This window comes from Streptomyces sp. R35 (assembly GCF_041053035.1).
In the GTDB taxonomy this organism is placed as follows: domain Bacteria; phylum Actinomycetota; class Actinomycetes; order Streptomycetales; family Streptomycetaceae; genus Streptomyces; species Streptomyces lutosisoli.
In genome coordinates this window covers 7,496,985-7,514,357 of the sequence record NZ_CP163440.1, presented here as the reverse complement: position 1 = coordinate 7,514,357, position 17,373 = coordinate 7,496,985, and the positions used below count along the sequence as shown (strand labels likewise).

Genomic DNA, 17,373 nt, shown 5'->3' with positions numbered 1-17,373 from the left:
TCCCTTCCTTACGTCACTTGGCCGCGGCCGGAACGTCTTCGCCGAGAAGCTTGCCGTCCGAGGTCTCGAACTGCTTCTTGAAGTCCGCGATGGCGTCCGCGATGGCGGTGAGGGTGTCGTCCGACATCTTCGCGCCCTCCTTGATGGAGGTCATGAGGCCCTGCTCCTTGCGGTGCAGGTACTCCAGGAGCTCCTTCTCGAAGCGGCGGACGTCGGAGACCGGTACGTCGTCCATCTTGCCGGTGGTACCGGCCCACACGGAGACGACCTGGTCCTCGGTCGGCATCGGCTGGTACTGAGGCTGCTTGAGCAGCTCGACCAGACGCTGACCGCGCTCCAGCTGGGACTTCGACGCGGCGTCCAGGTCGGAACCGAAGGCGGCGAACGCCTCCAGCTCACGGTACTGGGCGAGGTCGAGGCGGAGACGGCCGGACACCTGGCGCATCGCCTTGTGCTGGGCCGAGCCGCCGACGCGGGAGACCGAGATACCGACGTTCAGGGCCGGACGCTGGCCGGCGTTGAACAGGTCGGACTCCAGGAAGCACTGGCCGTCGGTGATGGAGATGACGTTGGTCGGGATGAACGCCGACACGTCGTTCGCCTTGGTCTCGACGATCGGCAGACCCGTCATCGAACCGGCGCCCATGTCGTCGGACAGCTTCGCGCAGCGCTCCAGCAGACGGGAGTGCAGGTAGAAGACGTCACCCGGGTAGGCCTCGCGGCCCGGCGGGCGGCGCAGCAGCAGGGACACGGCGCGGTAGGCGTCGGCCTGCTTCGAGAGGTCGTCGAAGATGATGAGGACGTGCTTGCCCTCGTACATCCACTGCTGGCCGATGGCCGAACCGGTGTACGGCGCAAGGTACTTGAAGCCGGCCGGGTCGGACGCCGGGGCGGCGACGATGGTCGTGTACTCCAGCGCGCCGGCCTCTTCGAGGGCGCCACGCACGGAGGCGATGGTCGAACCCTTCTGACCGATGGCGACGTAGATGCAGCGGACCTGCTTCTTCGGGTCGCCCGAGCGCCAGTTCTCGCGCTGGTTGATGATCGTGTCGACGGCCAGCGCGGTCTTGCCGGTCTGACGGTCGCCGATGATCAGCTGACGCTGGCCACGGCCGATCGGGGTCATCGCGTCGACGGCCTTGTAGCCGGTCTCCATCGGCTCGTGCACCGACTTGCGGACCATGACGCCCGGGGCCTGCAGCTCGAGGGCGCGGCGGCCGGTGGTCTCGATCTCGCCGAGGCCGTCGATCGGGGCGCCGAGCGGGTCGACGACGCGGCCGAGGTAGCCCTCGCCCACGGCGACGGACAGCACCTCACCGGTGCGCTGCACCGGCTGGCCCTCTTCGATACCGCTGAACTCGCCGAGGACGACCGCACCGATCTCGCGCTCTTCCAGGTTCAGCGCGAGGCCGAGGGTTCCGTCCTCGAACTTCAGCAGCTCGTTCGCCATGGCCGAGGGGAGACCCTCGATCTTGGCGATACCGTCGCCGGCGACGGTGACCGTACCGACCTCCTCGCGCGAGGCCGCGTCCGGCTTGTACGACTGGACAAAGTTCTCCAGCGCGTCCCGGATCTCCTCCGGCCGGATCGTGAGCTCCGCCATCTGGGTTCCCTGCTCTCCTTGTTGGGCCCGAAGTTTCACTTGGGGGGATGGGGACTCCCCCCTAAGAGAGGTGAATCCTCTGCACGGCCCAACGAGGGCCGTATGTACGTACTACGTATTGAGTTGCTGCTAGCCGGCCATGCGGCGGGTGGCGTCTTCAAGCCGGTCCGCGATGGAGCCGTTGATGACCTCGTCGCCCACCTGCACCCGGATCCCGCCGAGGACCTCGGGGTCCACGTCGAGGTTGAGGTGCATCTGACGGCCGTAGAGCTTCGCCAGAGCGGCGCCGAGGCGCTGCTTCTGTCCGTCGCTCAGCGCGACCGCCGAGGTGACCACGGCGACCATGCGGTTGCGGCGATCGGCGGCGAGCTTGGACAGGGACTCGAGTCCCGCTTCCAGGCTACGTCCACGCGGAGCGGACACCAGGCGCGTCACCAGACGCTCGGTCGTCGCATTGGCCCGGCCGCCGAGCAGGCTGTGCAGCAGCGCGCTCTTGGCCGCCTTGGTGGCGGCGCGGTCGGTCAGCGCGGCGCGCAGCTCGGTGTTCGAAGAGACGATCCGGCCGAACCGGAACAGCTCGTCCTCGACGTTGTCGAGGGCGCCCGTCCGCTGCGCCGCCGTGAGGTCGGCGGTGGCGGCCAGCTCCTCGATGGAGTCCACCAGGTCACGCGAGCGCGACCAGCGGGAGCGCACCAGACCGGCCACCAGGTCGGCGGTCGACCCGCTGACCTGACCGCCGAACAGGCGCCCGGCCAGCTCGGCCTTGGCCTCGCCCGGCTGCGCCGGGTCGGTGAGGACCCGACGCAGCGACACCTCGCGGTCGAGCAGCGCGGTGACGGCGGCCAGCTCGTCGGCGAGCTGCGCCGCGTCCACGGACGTCGAGTCCGTCAGCGCGTCGAGACGCTCACGGGCCGCCGCACTGGCCTCGCGGCTCGCTCCGTGCGTGGTCATCGAGCCGCCTCGGCCTTCTCCTCGAGGTCCTCGAGGAAGCGGTCGATGACGCGGCTCTGCCGGGCGTGGTCCTCAAGGGACTCGCCGACCAGCTTGCCGGCCAGGTCGGTGGCCAGGTGGCCGACGTCCTGACGCAGCGCCTGAGACGCGGCCTTGCGGTCCGCCTCGATCTGCGCGTGACCGGCGGTGATGATTTCCTCACGCTGCCGCTGGCCTTCCGCGCGCATCTCGGCGATGAGCGTGGCGCCCTGCTCCTGCGCCTCCTGGCGCAGCCGCGCGGCCTCGTGACGGGCCTCGGCGAGCTGAGCCTTGTACTGCTCAAGAACGCTCTGGGCCTCGGTCTGAGCGGCCTCGGCCTTCTCGATACCGCCCTCGATGGCCTCGCGGCGCTGCTCCAGAACCTTGTTGATGTTCGGGAGGAGCTTCTTGGCGAGGAAGCCGAAGACGATGACGAAGGCGATCAGGCCGATGACAAGCTCGGGGATCGGCGGGACGAGAGGGTTTTCCTTCTCGGCCGCCAGAATGAGCAGCTGGCTCATGTCAGTGCCTTTCGTCTAGTGGGCTGTCGCTGATCGGGTGGATCAGGTGCCGTAGACGAACGGCATGACCAGACCGATGAGGGCGAGCGCCTCACAGAAGGCGAAGCCGAGGATCTGGTTGGCACGGATCAGGCCGGCAGCTTCGGGCTGACGGGCAAGAGCCTGGGTGCCGTTGCCGAAGATGATGCCGACGCCGACGCCGGGACCGATGGCGGCGAGGCCGTAGCCGATGGAGCCGAGCGAACCGGAGACGGCAGCGAGGGTCTCAGTGGCAGCCATGCTGATTCTTCCTTATCTGTACGGACCGGCGGGGGTTGGCCGCCGGACACCAAGGGGGGTTCGGGAGGCGGTGCTCAGTGGTGCTCGGCGAGCGCGCCCTGGATGAAGGTGCAGGTCAGCAGCACGAACACATACGCCTGCAGAGCCTGGATGAACAGCTCGAAGGCCGTCATGATGATCACCATGATGAACGAGACACCCGCGTAGGCAATCCCGATGCCGTTGAGCAGGTACCAGCTGGCGATCGTGAAGAGCAGCAGCAGCGTGTGGCCGGCGAACATGTTCGCGAAGAGTCGTACGGCGTGCGTGAACGGCCGGACGATCAGGTTCGAGAGGAGCTCGATGAACATGGCCAGCGGGAGAACCGGGCCCAGCGACTTGTCGTAGCCGGTGAAGTTCTTGAACGCGCCGACGAATCCGTGCCGCTTGAACGTCAGCGAGACCCAGGTGATGTAGACGATCGCCGCGAGGACGATGGGGTACGCGATGATCGACGTGACCGGGAACTGGGCGAGCGGAACGATCGACCAGAGGTTCATCATCCAGATGAAGAAGAAGAGAGAGACGACCAGCGGTACGTACTTCTCGCCTTCCCTCTTACCGATCGTCTCGTAGACGACGCCGCGTCGGACGAAGTCGTAGCCCGCCTCGGCGACCATCTGGAGCTTGCCCGGGACGACCTTCGGCTTACGGAAGGCTGCCCAGAAGAAGCCGACGATGATGATCGAGCCGAGCAGCGCCAGGAGCATCGTCTTGTTGAAGTACACGTTGCTGTCGCCGTCACCCCACAGGGGCTCGAACAGGAACGAGTGCAGGCCGGGAGCGGGGAAGCCACAGTCGGCGAAGATGTGGCAGTCGGTCTCGAAGGCGAGCACCTGCGTCGGGTCAGCACTCACCGCGGGCTCCTTCAGCGTGGCGCATAGGTACGGCAACCTCGTTGTGTCGGCGCGGCGCACAGCCGCGGTTCGGCACTGGACTGGTGTTACGGATGTGGGGGCGGCTGTGGGGCATCAAGCCTCGCGATTGAGCAGGCGTCAGCTCAGATGCCCGCGCCCGCGATGCCGCAGTTGGCACCGGACGATAGCAGGATCTCTTACGCGCACTTATCCCGGCCCTACCCCTCACGACGAGTGCCCCGTCTTTTCGGGCTTGTCGCCCTTCGAGTCGGGTTCGACGTAAAGGATCTTGGCCTTCATCTGAGCACGCGCCTGTGCGCCGATCCACGCGAGCGTGGTGGCGACGAGCGAGATCGCGAAAGCCTTGGGATTGAACAGCGTCGTGTTCTTGAACGCGGCGACAAAGATGAACAGCAGAAGAATCTGCGCCGTGTAGAGCATGAGGCCCATCGCCTGGAACAGGTGCGGAAGCGATTTGGCGGTGCGCTGCAGTACGTAGAGCCCGATTCCCATGAAGAGGATCACGACCAGCGTCGCGACGATCGCCCCGATGGCTCCCTTGCCGCCCGCGACCACGCCGCTGACGACGGCGGCAATCGCGCCGACGGCAGCTGTGGGCACAGCGGCCTGAAGGAGAATCCGGACGTCATTGGACGGCATGGCGGCAACTCCGCTTGCTAAGGGGGGCGTGTCGTCATGGACGAGCGTAGTCCCGGGCTGAGAGGGAACCTCACGCCAAAGGACCGTCGCACTAGGGTCCTTCGGCTCTGTCCCGGGTTCTCGTGAACGGTATCACAAACTATTTGATGCGGTCTTTACCTAGAAGGTGTGCTCGCTGTCACACATGAGGGTGACGCTGCGCGTCTGTGCGCCCAGCGCGCCAAGTTGTCTGGTATTGGGGAGCTTTGCACCCCCACGACTTGGCAACGCGTTAGTCAGATTCTTACCTTGCGTCAGCGCGACGACCCGGCTTTGCGCCGATCCAGGAAGCGCGAACGGGGGCCAATTGCCGTCGCTCCGTTGACTCCTGAGACTCCCACGGCGACCGGGGCACGGTGTTCGCGGGCCTCCTCCGACTCCTCGGCAGCCGCCGTCCCGTGCGTGACGGACGGCTCGGCACCGGCGGCGGCCACGGAGACGCCCCTGCGCCGGCGGTAGCGCGGCGGCACCAGGTGCTCGGCCCAGCGCGGGGCGCGCGGCGTGAAGCGGGGCAGCAGGAGCAGCACGAGACCGACCGCGCTGAGCGCCACGATGACGAGCACGCTCCACATGGCCCCTGAGTTGACCGAGTACGCGAGGGCGCCGAAGGCGATCGTCGCGCACCAGAAGTACATGATCAGGACGGCCCGGCTGTGCGAGTGGCCGACCTCGAGAAGACGGTGGTGCAGATGGCCGCGGTCCGCGGCGAAGGGCGACTGGCCCCGCCAGGTGCGCCGCACGATGGCGAGCACGAGGTCGGCGGCCGGCACCGCGATGATCGTCAGCGGCAGCAGCAGCGGGATGTAGACGGGCACCATCTGGTGCACGGTGTTGCGCTCCGAACCGGAGAACAGGTTCATCGCGTCGGGGTCGACCTGCCCTGTGATGGAGATCGCGCCGGCGGAGAGCACCAGCCCGATGAGCATCGAGCCGGAGTCGCCCATGAAGATCCGCGCGGGATGCATGTTGTGCGGCAGGAAGCCCAGGCACATGCCCATCAGGACCGCCGCGAACAGCGTCGCCGGGGCCGCGGCCTCGATGCCGTACGAGTACCAGATCCGGTAGGCGTACAGGAAGGACGCGGCGGCCGCGATGCACACCATGCCGGCGGCGAGGCCGTCGAGGCCGTCCACGAAGTTCACGGCGTTGATGGTGATCACGACGAGGGCGACGGTGAGGAGGGTGCCCTGCCACTGGGTCAGCGCGACCAGGCCGACACCGGGGATCGGCAGCCACAGGATCGTCAGACCCTGCATGACCATCACACCCGCGGCGATCATCTGACCGCCCAGCTTGATCAGGGCGTCGATCTCGAACTTGTCGTCCAGGACACCGATCAGCCAGATCAGCGCCGCACCGGAGAGCAGGGCGCGCGGTTCGTTGGAGTTCGAGAAGACCGCGTTGAGGTTCTTCAGGTGGTCGGCAACCAGCAGGCCCGCGCACAGCCCGAAGAACATCGCGATGCCGCCGAGCCGCGGAGTGGGTTCCCGGTGCACATCGCGCGCACGGATTTCCGGCATGGCTCCGGCCACGATCGCGAACTTACGTACCGGCCCTGTCAGCAGATACGTCACCGCGGCCGTGATGCAGAGCGTCAGCAGGTATTCACGCACAGGCTTCCCCACAGGTCTCGCTGGCCATCTCAGCCCCACACCCTAGCGATGCGCGCATATGGTTGGGGACTTCCGGGTAGCGACGATGGTTGCACGAGTGGCTGAGCCCGGGGGCGCGCCTGCCCCTCTCTAGCCGGGATAGGGCGGAAATCTTCCGGTCAGCTCCCGCACTTCTTCACGCGCTTGTCTGCCGTCGATGTCGTCCCGCAGCACCCCCGCGAACAGTACGGCGATCCGCTCCATCTCCGCGTCGCCCATGCCCTGGGTGGTGAGCGCCGCCGTACCGAGCCGCAGGCCACGGGCGTCCCCGTGGGGCAGCGCACAGGTGTCGAGGACCATTCCGGCGGCGGCGAGACGCCCGCGGGCGGTGCGTCCGTCGACGCCGAGCGGCGCGGGATCGGCGGTCAGCAGATGGGTGTCGGTGCCGCCCGTGGTGATCGCGAGCCCCTCCGCCTCCAGCGCCGCCGCCAGCGTCCGCGCATGGGCGACCACCTGATGGGCGTACGCCCTGAAGGCCGGAGTTGCCGCCTCGCCGAAGGCGACGGCCTTGGCGGCGATGGTGTGCATCTGCGCGCCGCCCTGGGTGAACGGGAACACGGCCCGGTCGACCCGCTCGGCCAGCTCGGCGCCGCACAGGATCATTCCGCCGCGCGGCCCGCGCAGCACCTTGTGCGTCGTCGCGCAGACGACATCGGCGTACGGCACCGGATTGGGCGCCGCGCCGCCCGCGACCAGCCCGATGGGGTGGGCGGCGTCCGCGATGAGATAGGCGCCCACCTCGTCGGCGATCTCCCGGAAGGCTGCGTAGTCGATGTGCCGGGGGTAGGAGATGGAGCCGCACACGACGGCCTTCGGCCGGTGCGTGCGCGCGAGGGCCCGCACCTGCTCGTAGTCGATGAGCCCGGTGTCCGCCTCCACCCCGTACCCGACGAAGTCGAACCAGCGTCCGGAGAAGTTCGCGGGCGACCCGTGCGTGAGGTGACCGCCGAAGGCCAGGCCCATCGCCAGCACGGTGTCGCCGGGGCGCAGCAGGGCGGCGTACGCGGCGAGGACGGCCGAAGACCCGGAGTGCGACTGCACATTGGCGTGATCGGCACCGAAGAGCGACCTCGCCCGGTCGATCGCGACCCGCTCGGCGACGTCGACGATCTCGCATCCGCCGTGGTGCCGGGCGCCCGGATACCCCTCGGCGTACTTGTTCGCCAGCGGCGACCCCAGCGCGGCCAGCACGGCCGGCGAGGTGAAGTTCTCGGCCGCGATCAACTGCAGCGTCGTCGACTGCCGGTCCAGTTCCCCGAGAAGGATCTCGGCGAGCTCGGGATCCTGTCGACGCAGGACATCCGCTTCAAGCGTTTGTGTGACCGGCATGATGGACTCCGGACCTCGGCGGGGACGCGCTACGTCCAATGTAGAACCGGGACCGTTGTGACGCCCGGTGTTACGTCCTGCCGGGTGTCACAGCCGATACCGCCGGGTGCCGTGCGATCAGAGCCCGGCGGTGGCCTCTAGGCCCGCGCACGCACCCCGGTCAGCGCGGTCACCACCGGATCCAGGGCCTCGTTGATCTCGTCCCCGATCGACCGGAAGAACGGCAGCGGCGCCCCGTACGGGTCGAACACCTCGTCCGCTTCCGCCGTGGGGGCCAGGAGCCACCCGCGTAGAGCGGCAGCGGCCCGCACCAGCGCACGCGCGCGTTCGATCACGCCGTCCTCCAGCGGCGGCAGCGTAGCCGGGTCTATCGCTCGTACGAGGCGGGTGAACTCCTTCAGGGTGAAGGTGCGCAGGCCCGCCGAGTGGCCCATGGAGATGACCTGGGCGCGGTGGTCACGGGTGGCCGTCAGGACCAGGTCGGCGCGGATGACGTGGTCGTCGAGGAGCTCGCGGCCGACGAAGCCGGAGGGGTCCGCGCCGAAGTCGGCGAGGACCGTCTCGGCGTTGGCCTCCATCGGCGCGCCCTCGTGGCCCCAGGTGCCCGCGCTCTCCACGATCAGGCCGCCCCACAGGGGGTCGCCGAGCCGGTCCGCCAGGGCGTGCCGGGTCAGCCGCTCGGTGATCGGCGAGCGGCACACATTGCCGGTGCTGACGTGGAGGATGCGGAAGGACCCCCTGGAGAACCCACTGGTCCCCGTGATCCCCGTGCCTATGCCACGCCCCGCGTCAGGGGCTGTCAATTCGCCACCTCGAGGTCGGGTACGACCTTCCGGAGCTCCTCCGCCGACAGTGCCCCCTCGCGCAGCAGCACGGGCACCTTGCCGGTCACGTCGACGATCGAGGACGGCACGATGCCCGGGGTCGGGCCGCCGTCCAGGTAGACCGAGATGGAGTCGCCGAGCATCTCCTGCGCGGCGTCACAGTCCTCGGGAGCCGGGTGGCCCGTGAGGTTCGCGGAGGAGACGGCCATCGGACCGACCTCCGTCAGCAGTTCGATGGCGACCGGGTGCAGCGGCATACGGATGGCTACGGTGCCCCGGGTGTCCCCCAGGTCCCACTGGAGGGACGGCTGGTGCTTGGCGACGAGGGTGAGCGCGCCCGGCCAGAACGCGTCGACGAGCTCCCAGGCCATCTCGGAGAAGTCCGTGACCAGGCCGTGCAGCGTGTTCGGGGAGCCGATGAGGACAGGGGTGGGCATGTTGCGGCCCCGGCCCTTGGCCTCCAGGAGGTCGGCGACGGCCTCCGAGGAGAACGCGTCGGCGCCGACGCCGTACACGGTGTCGGTCGGGAGGACCACCAGCTCGCCACGGCGGACGGCGGACGCGGCCTCACGCAGACCGGTGGTGCGGTCGGTCGCGTCATTGGTGTCGTATCGCCGTGCCATTTAGCGGGCCTCCTCGTACACGTACTGCTGGCTGGGGATCACGATGCGCGCGCTCACGGCATCGCCTTGCGTGCGGTCGCGAACCGCGGCCGGTTGTTGAGGTCCGGGTGGTCGGCCGCGTCGGCCCAGCCCCGCTCCTCGGTGAAGATCCACGGCACCTGCCCGCCCTGGGTGTCGGCGTGCTCGATGACGACGACACCGCCCGGGCGCAGCAGCCGGTGCGCGGTGCGCTCGATGCCGCGGATGAGGTCGAGTCCGTCCTCCCCTGAGAACAGGGCGAGTTCGGGATCGTAGTCCCGGGCCTCCGGAGCGACGTACTCCCACTCCGTGAGCGGGATGTACGGCGGGTTGGAGATCACCAGGTCCACTTGGCCGTCGAGGTCCGGGAAGGCCTCCAGGGCGTCTCCCTGGCGCAGGTCGACCCTGGACCCCTCGACGTTCTTGCGCGTCCACTGGAGGGCGTCCTCGGACAGCTCCACGGCGTGCACACGGGAGCGCGGGACCTCCTGCGCGAGGGCGAGCGCGATGGCGCCCGAGCCGGTACAGAGATCGACGATCAGCGGCTCGACGACATCCATCGCGCGGACGGCGTCTATGGCCCAGCCGACGACGGACTCGGTCTCCGGGCGCGGGACGAACACCCCCGGCCCCACCTGGAGTTCCAGGTACCGGAAGTAGGCATGGCCGGTGATGTGCTGGAGCGGCTCGCGGGCCTCGCGGCGCGCGGTCACCTCCCAGTAACGGGCGTCGAAGTCCGCGTCCTTGACGGTGTGCAGCTCGCCCCGCTTCACGCCGTGCACGAAGGCGGCGAGCTCCTCCGCGTCGTTGCGCGGCGAGGGCACGCCGGCGTCGGCCAGCCGCTGGGTGGCCTGGGCCACTTCCGCGAGCAGCAGGTTCACGCTGGTCCTCCGGGGCTGAGCTGTTGTCGTACGGCCTGACAAGTACGGCCGTACGAGGCTGTGTTCGGCTTTACGCGGCCGCGAGCTTGGCGGCCGAGTCGGCGTCGACGCAGGCCTGGATGACCGCGTCGAGGTCCCCGTCGAGCACCTGGTCCAAGTTGTACGCCTTGAAGCCCACGCGGTGGTCCGAGATGCGATTCTCCGGGAAGTTGTACGTACGGATCTTCTCGGATCGGTCGACAGTACGGACCTGGCTGCGACGGGCGTCGGCGGCCTCCCGCTCCGCTTCCTCCTGCGCCGCCGCGAGGAGCCTGGAGCGCAGGATACGCATCGCCTGCTCCTTGTTCTGCAGCTGGCTCTTCTCGTTCTGGCAGGAGGCGACGACTCCGGTGGGAATGTGCGTGATGCGCACCGCGGAGTCGGTCGTGTTGACGGACTGGCCGCCGGGGCCCGACGAACGGTAGACGTCGATGCGCAGGTCGTTCGCGTGGATCTCGACGTCGACCTCCTCGGCCTCGGGCGTGACGAGGACGCCGGCCGCGGAGGTGTGGATACGGCCCTGCGACTCGGTCGACGGCACACGCTGCACGCGGTGCACACCGCCCTCGTACTTCAGGCGCGCCCAGACGCCCTGGCCGGGCTCGGTGGCACCCTGGCCGCCCTTGGTCTTCACGGCGACCTGGACGTCCTTGTAGCCGCCGAGCTCGGACTCGGTGGCGTCGATGATCTCGGTCTTCCAGCCGACGCGCTCGGCATAGCGCAGGTACATACGCAGCAGGTCGCCCGCGAACAGGGCGGACTCGTCGCCGCCGGCGCCCGCCTTGACCTCCAGGATGACGTCCTTGTCGTCGCTGGGGTCGCGCGGGACCAGCAGCAGACGGAGCTTCTCGGTGAGCTCCTCGCGCTGCTTCTCCAGGTCCTTGACCTCGGCGACGAAGTCGGGGTCGTCGGCCGCGAACTCCTTCGCGGTCCCGATGTCGTCCCCGGTCTGCTTCCAAGAGCGGTACGTCGCGACGATCGGGGTCAGCTCGGCGTAGCGCTTGTTGAGCTTGCGCGCGTTGGCCTGGTCGGCGTGCACCGACGGGTCAGCGAGCTTCTTCTCCAGATCGGCGTGCTCGCCGATCAGTTCCTCGACCGCCTCGAACATCTCCGGCTCCAATGGACTGTCCCCAGCTCCAGTGTGGGCTCAGGGACGTAGGTAAGACGAATAGGGGCTGCACCGCAAAGCGCCGGTCCCAGCGCCCCCGTGCCGGGGACGCCGAAGACCGGCGCTGTGGGCTCGCTACTTCTTGGCAGCGGCAGCCTTGCCGAAGCGGGCCTCGAAGCGGGCCACGCGGCCACCGGTGTCGAGGATCTTCTGCTTGCCCGTGTAGAACGGGTGGCACTCGGAGCAGACCTCGGCGCGGATGGAACCGCTGGAGATCGTGCTACGGGTGGTGAACGACGCGCCACAGGTGCAGCTGACCTGCGTCTCGACGTACTCGGGGTGGATGTCGCGCTTCAAGGTGTCTCCTAGTTTCGGGAGGGCGCCGGGTCGCCTCCGCGGATTGCGGGTGCGTGAACCGGAGCCGACGTACCAGTCTGCCAGGACTGGCCGCATCCCCCAAAACCGGGGGCCGCTGTGATCTATTCCCGAGCTCCCTCAAAGGGGCTCACGACCGGCTTCAGGGGGCTCAGGACGAGCTGACGACGCCCTTCGCCGTACCTGTGGCCGTGCCCTTGGTGGCCGCCTTCGGGATCGCCTGGTCGTTCTTCAGCGCCTTCCAGACCAGCTCGGCCTTGGCGGTGTCGACGAGTACGCGGTTGGCGTTCGCGCTGTCGTACTGGACCGGCATCGTGACCATGTTCATGTGCGACGAGCTGATGCCCTTGAGGCCGTCGGCGAACGACGCGAGGTCGGTGACCGAGCCTATGTCCGAGTCGGTGGTGATGGCCTTGGTCGCGGTGTTGGCGAGCTTGACCAGCTTCGTCGGGCTGGACAGCACCCCGATGTGCTTGACCTGGTTGACCAGGGCCTTGATGAAGGCCTGCTGGAGCTGGATGCGGCCGAGGTCGGAGCCGTCGCCGACGCCGTGCCGGGTGCGGACCAGGCCGAGCGCCTGCTGGCCGTTGAGCGTGTGCGTGCCGGCCTTCAGGTTCAGGTGGCTGTCCGCGTCGGAGATGTCCTTGGTGGTGGTGATGTCCACCCCGCCGAGGTCGTCGATGAGCTTCTCGAAGCCGCTGAAGTCGACCTCGATGTAGTGGTCCATGCGGATACCGGTGATGGACTCGACGGTCTTCACCGCGCAGGCGGCGCCACCGGTGGAGTACGCGGAGTTGAACATGACACTGGAGGCCGCGTCGTGCGTGACGCCCTTGGTGTCGGTGCAGGAGGGCCGCTCGACGAGGGTGTCGCGGGGTATGGAGACCACGCTGGCCTTCTTGTGACCCTGGTACACGTGCACGATCATCGCGGTGTCGGAGCGGGCGCTGCCGTCGTCGGTGCCGCCGCCCAGCTTCTTGTTCGTGCCGGAGCGGGTGTCGGAGCCCAGGACCAGGATGTTTTCGGAGCCGTTGTCGACCTTCGTCGGCCGGTCGGTGCCGAGGGCCTGGTTGATGTCGACGCTCTTGAGGTTGCTGTTGAGCTTGAAGTACAGGATCCCGGCGCCCGTGCCGCCGAGCACGACGATGCCCGCGGCGGTCCAGGCCGTGATGAGGAGGGCCTTGTGGCGCGCGCTGCGGGCCTTGCGGCGGCGCCCCTTCCCGCGATGGCGCGCGGCGCTCGTGCCGGACTCCCCCGGTATGCCAGGTTCCGGCGTGCTCTCGGCAGGCATGTGCTCCTCAGTCCCTCTGCGGTCGGATACCCCCTGCTTTCAGGGCTAGGCCCGTCTGGTCGTGACACGTATTGCTCCATGGTCACTCCGTACGGTCAGACGGGGAAACTCGGCAAAGGGTTGCACAACGCAGCGTGCCCACCGCGTGGAGCGGTGGGCACGCTGCGTGATCGGTGAATCCGGGGAAACCCCGCTCACCTGCGATTTCAGCCGAAAATGTCGTACTGCTTGAAATCGGTACCGACGGAGACCCTTGTGGCGAAGATCTCGCTGGTCGCCTTGCCGGTGCCCTTGTACAGGTAGAGCGTGCCGCCGGGCGTACGGGCCAGGAAGTCGGCCTTGCCGTCGCCGGTGATGTCACCGACCGCGTCGAAGGCGTTGTAGCCGGTCCAGGCGCTGCGGACCTTGATACGGCTGGAGAAGGCGCCCGTGCCGGACTTGCCGGTGCCCTTGTACAGGTACAGGTCGCCGGTGCTCTTGTTGCGCGCGAGCAGGTCGGCCTTGCCGTCACCGGTGAAGTCGCCGTGGCCGCGCACGGTGTTGTACTGGTTCCAGCCGGAGCTGACCTGGACACGCGCCGAGAAGGTGCCGTTGCCCTTGCCCGGGTAGAGCCACAGGACGCCGCCGGAGTCGACCGAGAGCAGGTCGGGCAGGTAGTCGCCGTTGATGTCGCCCGGAGCGATGATGCGGGTGCGGGTCTTCCAGTTGCCGAAGATCTTGTCGGTGGACCAGCTCCCGCTCGCGAACCCGTAGTGCGACCAGTAGACGTCACCGGTGGCGCTGTCGCGGATCACGAGGTCCTCGACGCCGTCCCGGTTGAGGTCGGCCTGCAGCACGACGTTGACGCCGTCCCACTTGTCCCACGACTGGCGCGCGCCGAACCCGGTGCCCGTGGAGTCCTTCTCGTAACCCGTCTTGGTGGACGAGTTGCGCACCCACAGGTCGGCCTTGTGGTCACGGCTCAGGTTGCCGTCGTCGACGCGCGGGTACGCGGCACCGACGTACGTGCTGACCTTCGAGAAGACGCCGTACGCGCCCTTCGCGACGCAGTCCTCGACGCCCCAGGAGACGACGCCGACGATCCGGGGGTTGCCGGCCGAGTCCTTCACGATCAGCGGGCCGCCGGAGTCACCGTTGCAGGCCGTGGTGGTGCCGGTGTCGCTGCCGGTCGCCGCGGTGCCCGCGCAGACCATGTGGCCCTCGATGAAGTCGTCCTCACCGAGGACCGACTTCATGGCGGTGTTGCAGGTGCTGTCGGACTTGATCGGCAGCGTGGCCGTCTTCAGCGTCTGGGAGATGTCCTGCGTGGTGGAGCTGGTGCGGCCCCAGCCGTAGAGCGTCGCGTTGGTGCCGGACGCGTACGAGGCGGTGTCGCCGGACGTCGTCATGCGGATCGGCTTGGCCGTGACGGGCTTGTCCAGCGTGATGACCGCGATGTCGTTGTCGACGGTCGTCGCGTTGTACGACGGGTGGTTCCACTGCCGCAGGGGCAGCGAGACGGTGCCGCCGTGCAGGTCGGTGTTGCCGGAGCTGTCGGTGGTCGGCAGCTGGGCGGTGCCGGTGAGGACGGCGCCGTACTTGTACCAGTTGTAGCCCTTGACGCAGTGCGAGGCGGTGAGGATCTTCGTCGGCGACACGACGGAACCGCCGCAGAAGAAGCCGAGGTCGTCGCTCTCGTCGGTGGTGCCCTTGTCGTCGTAGTACCAGAGCTGCGCCATCCACGGGGCCGTGGTGATGGTGGTCGTGGTGCCGCCGATGATCTTCGGGTCGACCGTCGCGGTGCTGGTACTGGCCGTGTTCGTGCTGGCGCTCAGCGACGACTTCTGGGTCGTCTGGCCCGCGGTGTCGTCACCGGCGACGGCGCCCGCGACGCGCTTCTCCAGCTCGGCCAGGGTGGGCGCGGAGATGCTGGGCTTGACGGTCGGCGTCGGCGGCGTGGCGGCGGTGGCGGCGTTCGCGGACGACATCAGGAGCGCGCCGGCGACCGCGGCCGCCAGGCCCGCTGCCGCGACGGGCACGGCGATGCGTATCCGACGTCTGTGACGACCGTTCCCGGACATGGACGTATCCACTCAAGTCCCCCCAGAGACAGGCGAATTCGAAAGAGCTTCAAGGATTCGAGGAAGCTTCGAACATGCTGAGAAACTTCAAAGAACCGCGATCGTACACCTGTCCCGGACAGCGCAAAGGGCCGCCCCCGTCACGTGCGTGACGGGGGCGGCCCTTTGTACTTCTTGCCCGGCTGACGTCAGTCGTTGCCGTTGCCCTGACCCGGAGTCGTCTTCTGGATCTGGAGCAGGAACTCGGCGTTCGACTTCGTCTGCTTCATCTTGTCGAGGAGCAGCTCGATCGCCTGCTGCTGGTCGAGCGCGTGCAGCACACGACGCAGCTTCCAGGTGACGGCGAGCTCGTCGCTGCCGAGCAGGATCTCTTCCTTGCGGGTGCCGGACGCGTCGACGTCCACCGCCGGGAAGATGCGCTTGTCGGCGAGCTTGCGGTCGAGCTTGAGCTCCGCGTTGCCGGTGCCCTTGAACTCCTCGAAGATGACCTCGTCCATGCGGGACCCGGTGTCGACGAGCGCGGTCGCGAGGATGGTCAGCGAACCGCCGTCCTCGATGTTGCGCGCGGCACCGAAGAAGCGCTTCGGCGGGTACAGCGCGGTCGAGTCGACACCACCGGACAGGATGCGGCCGGAGGCCGGGGCGGCGAGGTTGTACGCACGGCCCAGACGTGTGATCGAGTCGAGCAGCACGACGACGTCGTGACCCAGCTCCACCAGACGCTTGGCGCGCTCGATGGCGAGCTCGGCGACCGTGGTGTGGTCCTCGGCCGGGCGGTCGAAGGTCGAGGAGATGACCTCGCCCTTGACCGACCGCTGCATGTCGGTGACCTCTTCCGGACGCTCGTCGACCAGGACGACCATCAGGTGGCACTCGGGGTTGTTGTGCGTGATCGCGTTGGCGATCGCCTGCATGATCATGGTCTTGCCGGTCTTCGGCGGGGCCACGATCAGACCGCGCTGGCCCTTACCGATCGGCGCGACGAGGTCGATGATGCGGGTGGTCAGCACGCCCGGGTCGGTCTCCAGACGGAGCCGGTCCTGCGGGTACAGCGGCGTCAGCTTGTTGAACTCCGGGCGTCCACGCCCGGATTCGGGCGCCATGCCGTTCTGGGAGTCGAGGCGGACCAGCGCGTTGAACTTCTCGCGGCGCTCGCCGTCCTTCGGCTGCCGGACCGCGCCGGTGACGTGGTCACCCTTGCGCAGACCGTTCTTGCGGACCTGGGCGAGGGAGACGTACACGTCGTTCGGACCGGGCAGGTAGCCCGACGTCCGGATGAACGCGTAGTTGTCGAGGATGTCGAGGATGCCCGCGACGGGGATCAGGACATCGTCGTCGGCGAGCTGCGGCTCGCCCGCACCGGCGGCACCGAACTCGTCGCGGCCACGACGGCCACGGCGGTCGCGGTAGCGCCCGCGGCGGCCACGGCGGCCGCCCTCGTCGTCGAAGTCGTCCTGCGGGCCGTTGTCACGCTGCTGACGGTCCTGGCGGTCCTGACGACCGCCGCCGCCCTGCTGCTGACGGTCCTGGCGCTCCTGCCGCTGCGGGCCGCCACCCTGGCCGCCCTGCTGCTCGTCGCCCTTGCCGCCGCGGCGGTCGCGGTCACGGCCGCCCCGGTCGCGGTCACGGCGGTCGCGGCGGCCCTGACGGCCGTCGCCCTCGGCGTCGCCCTGCGCCTGGACCGGAGTCTCGGCCTTCGGCTCGCTCTTCGCCTCGGCGGTGACCGTCTCGGGGCTGCCGGCCTCGGCGACGGCCCGACGACGGCGACGCTCGCCCGCGGGGGCGTCCTCGCTGGCGGGCTGGCCGGGAATCTCGATCTGCTGCTGGGCCACGGCCGTCTCGGCGGCGGGCTTCGCGGCGGCCTTCTTCTCGGCCGGGGCCGCGGCCTCGTCACCCGTACGAGCCTTCGAGGTGGCCCGGCGCTTCGGCTTGGTCTCGGTGGCGGCCTCGGCCTTGGCCGGGGCCCCCCCGCCCGCCTGCGCCTCCTTGATGACCTCGATCAGCTGGCCCTTGCGCATACGCGCGGTGCCCCTGATGCCGAGGCCGGATGCGACCTGCTGCAGCTCGGCCAGCACCATGCCCTCGAGGCCGGTACCGCGGCGCCGCCGGGACCCGGCACCGGTGGCAGGCGCGGAGGCGTCCGTGGCGGGCGCGGCAGCGGTCTCCTCGACACGTGCGCCCATCAGATCGGTGGTGTCGCTCACGA

The 17,373-nt window shown here is 68.7% G+C and carries 16 protein-coding genes; all 16 read right to left on the bottom strand.

What is annotated here, in order from left to right:
- Positions 1 to 13: 13 nt before the first annotated feature.
- The 16 genes from atpA to rho all read right to left on the bottom strand — a co-directional run bounded on the left by atpA (position 14) and on the right by rho (position 17,371).
- Positions 14 to 1,603: a F0F1 ATP synthase subunit alpha gene (atpA, locus tag AB5J50_RS34135; protein WP_369262195.1), complete on the bottom strand. Its 1,590-nt coding sequence runs from the start codon at positions 1,601 to 1,603 to the stop codon at positions 14 to 16.
- A 129-nt stretch (positions 1,604 to 1,732) separates the two neighbouring features.
- The gene (locus AB5J50_RS34130) at positions 1,733 to 2,554 is read right to left on the bottom strand and encodes a F0F1 ATP synthase subunit delta (protein ID WP_369262193.1); all 822 of its coding nucleotides are present in this window, start codon (positions 2,552 to 2,554) and stop codon (positions 1,733 to 1,735) included.
- A complete protein-coding gene (locus AB5J50_RS34125; protein WP_327431769.1) occupies positions 2,551 to 3,093 on the bottom strand; it encodes a F0F1 ATP synthase subunit B in 543 nt (180 codons plus the stop codon). Before AB5J50_RS34125 ends, AB5J50_RS34130 begins: the two co-directional genes overlap by 4 nt.
- A gap of 42 nt (positions 3,094 to 3,135) precedes the next feature.
- The gene (locus AB5J50_RS34120) at positions 3,136 to 3,372 is read right to left on the bottom strand and encodes an ATP synthase subunit C (protein ID WP_043683105.1); all 237 of its coding nucleotides are present in this window, start codon (positions 3,370 to 3,372) and stop codon (positions 3,136 to 3,138) included.
- Positions 3,373 to 3,446: 74 nt separating this feature from the next.
- Positions 3,447 to 4,268 (bottom strand): F0F1 ATP synthase subunit A, encoded by an 822-nt coding sequence (gene atpB, locus AB5J50_RS34115; RefSeq protein WP_369262191.1) that lies wholly within the window; start codon positions 4,266 to 4,268, stop codon positions 3,447 to 3,449.
- 225 nt (positions 4,269 to 4,493) lie between these two features.
- Positions 4,494 to 4,928 (bottom strand): hypothetical protein, encoded by a 435-nt coding sequence (locus AB5J50_RS34110; protein WP_327431766.1) that lies wholly within the window; start codon positions 4,926 to 4,928, stop codon positions 4,494 to 4,496.
- A gap of 293 nt (positions 4,929 to 5,221) precedes the next feature.
- Positions 5,222 to 6,580 carry an MraY family glycosyltransferase gene (locus AB5J50_RS34105; RefSeq protein WP_369262189.1) on the bottom strand — a complete coding sequence of 453 codons (1,359 nt, stop codon included), beginning with the start codon at positions 6,578 to 6,580 and terminating at the stop codon, positions 5,222 to 5,224.
- A 129-nt stretch (positions 6,581 to 6,709) separates the two neighbouring features.
- Positions 6,710 to 7,948 (bottom strand): serine hydroxymethyltransferase, encoded by a 1,239-nt coding sequence (gene glyA / locus AB5J50_RS34100; RefSeq protein WP_369262187.1) that lies wholly within the window; start codon positions 7,946 to 7,948, stop codon positions 6,710 to 6,712.
- A 137-nt stretch (positions 7,949 to 8,085) separates the two neighbouring features.
- On the bottom strand, positions 8,086 to 8,751 hold the full coding sequence (locus tag AB5J50_RS34095) for a protein-tyrosine-phosphatase (protein WP_369262186.1): 666 nt from the start codon (positions 8,749 to 8,751) through the stop codon (positions 8,086 to 8,088).
- Positions 8,748 to 9,395, bottom strand: a complete 648-nt coding sequence (locus AB5J50_RS34090) for an L-threonylcarbamoyladenylate synthase (protein ID WP_327431762.1) — start codon at positions 9,393 to 9,395, stop codon at positions 8,748 to 8,750. The genes AB5J50_RS34095 and AB5J50_RS34090 overlap by 4 nt, the downstream gene beginning before the upstream one ends.
- A 53-nt stretch (positions 9,396 to 9,448) precedes the next feature.
- Entirely contained in the window at positions 9,449 to 10,294 is an 846-nt protein-coding gene (gene prmC, locus AB5J50_RS34085; protein ID WP_369262184.1) for a peptide chain release factor N(5)-glutamine methyltransferase, read from the bottom strand.
- Positions 10,295 to 10,364: 70 nt separating this feature from the next.
- The gene (prfA, locus tag AB5J50_RS34080; RefSeq protein ID WP_327431760.1) at positions 10,365 to 11,441 is read right to left on the bottom strand and encodes a peptide chain release factor 1; all 1,077 of its coding nucleotides are present in this window, start codon (positions 11,439 to 11,441) and stop codon (positions 10,365 to 10,367) included.
- Between the two features lie 135 nt (positions 11,442 to 11,576).
- Entirely contained in the window at positions 11,577 to 11,798 is a 222-nt protein-coding gene (rpmE, locus tag AB5J50_RS34075) for a 50S ribosomal protein L31 (protein ID WP_033323852.1), read from the bottom strand.
- 169 nt (positions 11,799 to 11,967) lie between these two features.
- Positions 11,968 to 13,107 (bottom strand): LCP family protein, encoded by a 1,140-nt coding sequence (locus AB5J50_RS34070; RefSeq protein ID WP_369262183.1) that lies wholly within the window; start codon positions 13,105 to 13,107, stop codon positions 11,968 to 11,970.
- 206 nt (positions 13,108 to 13,313) lie between these two features.
- On the bottom strand, positions 13,314 to 15,167 hold the full coding sequence (locus tag AB5J50_RS34065; protein WP_369262181.1) for a trypsin-like serine protease: 1,854 nt from the start codon (positions 15,165 to 15,167) through the stop codon (positions 13,314 to 13,316).
- 188 nt (positions 15,168 to 15,355) lie between these two features.
- A complete protein-coding gene (gene rho / locus AB5J50_RS34060; protein ID WP_369262179.1) occupies positions 15,356 to 17,371 on the bottom strand; it encodes a transcription termination factor Rho in 2,016 nt (671 codons plus the stop codon).
- Positions 17,372 to 17,373 lie beyond the last annotated feature (2 nt).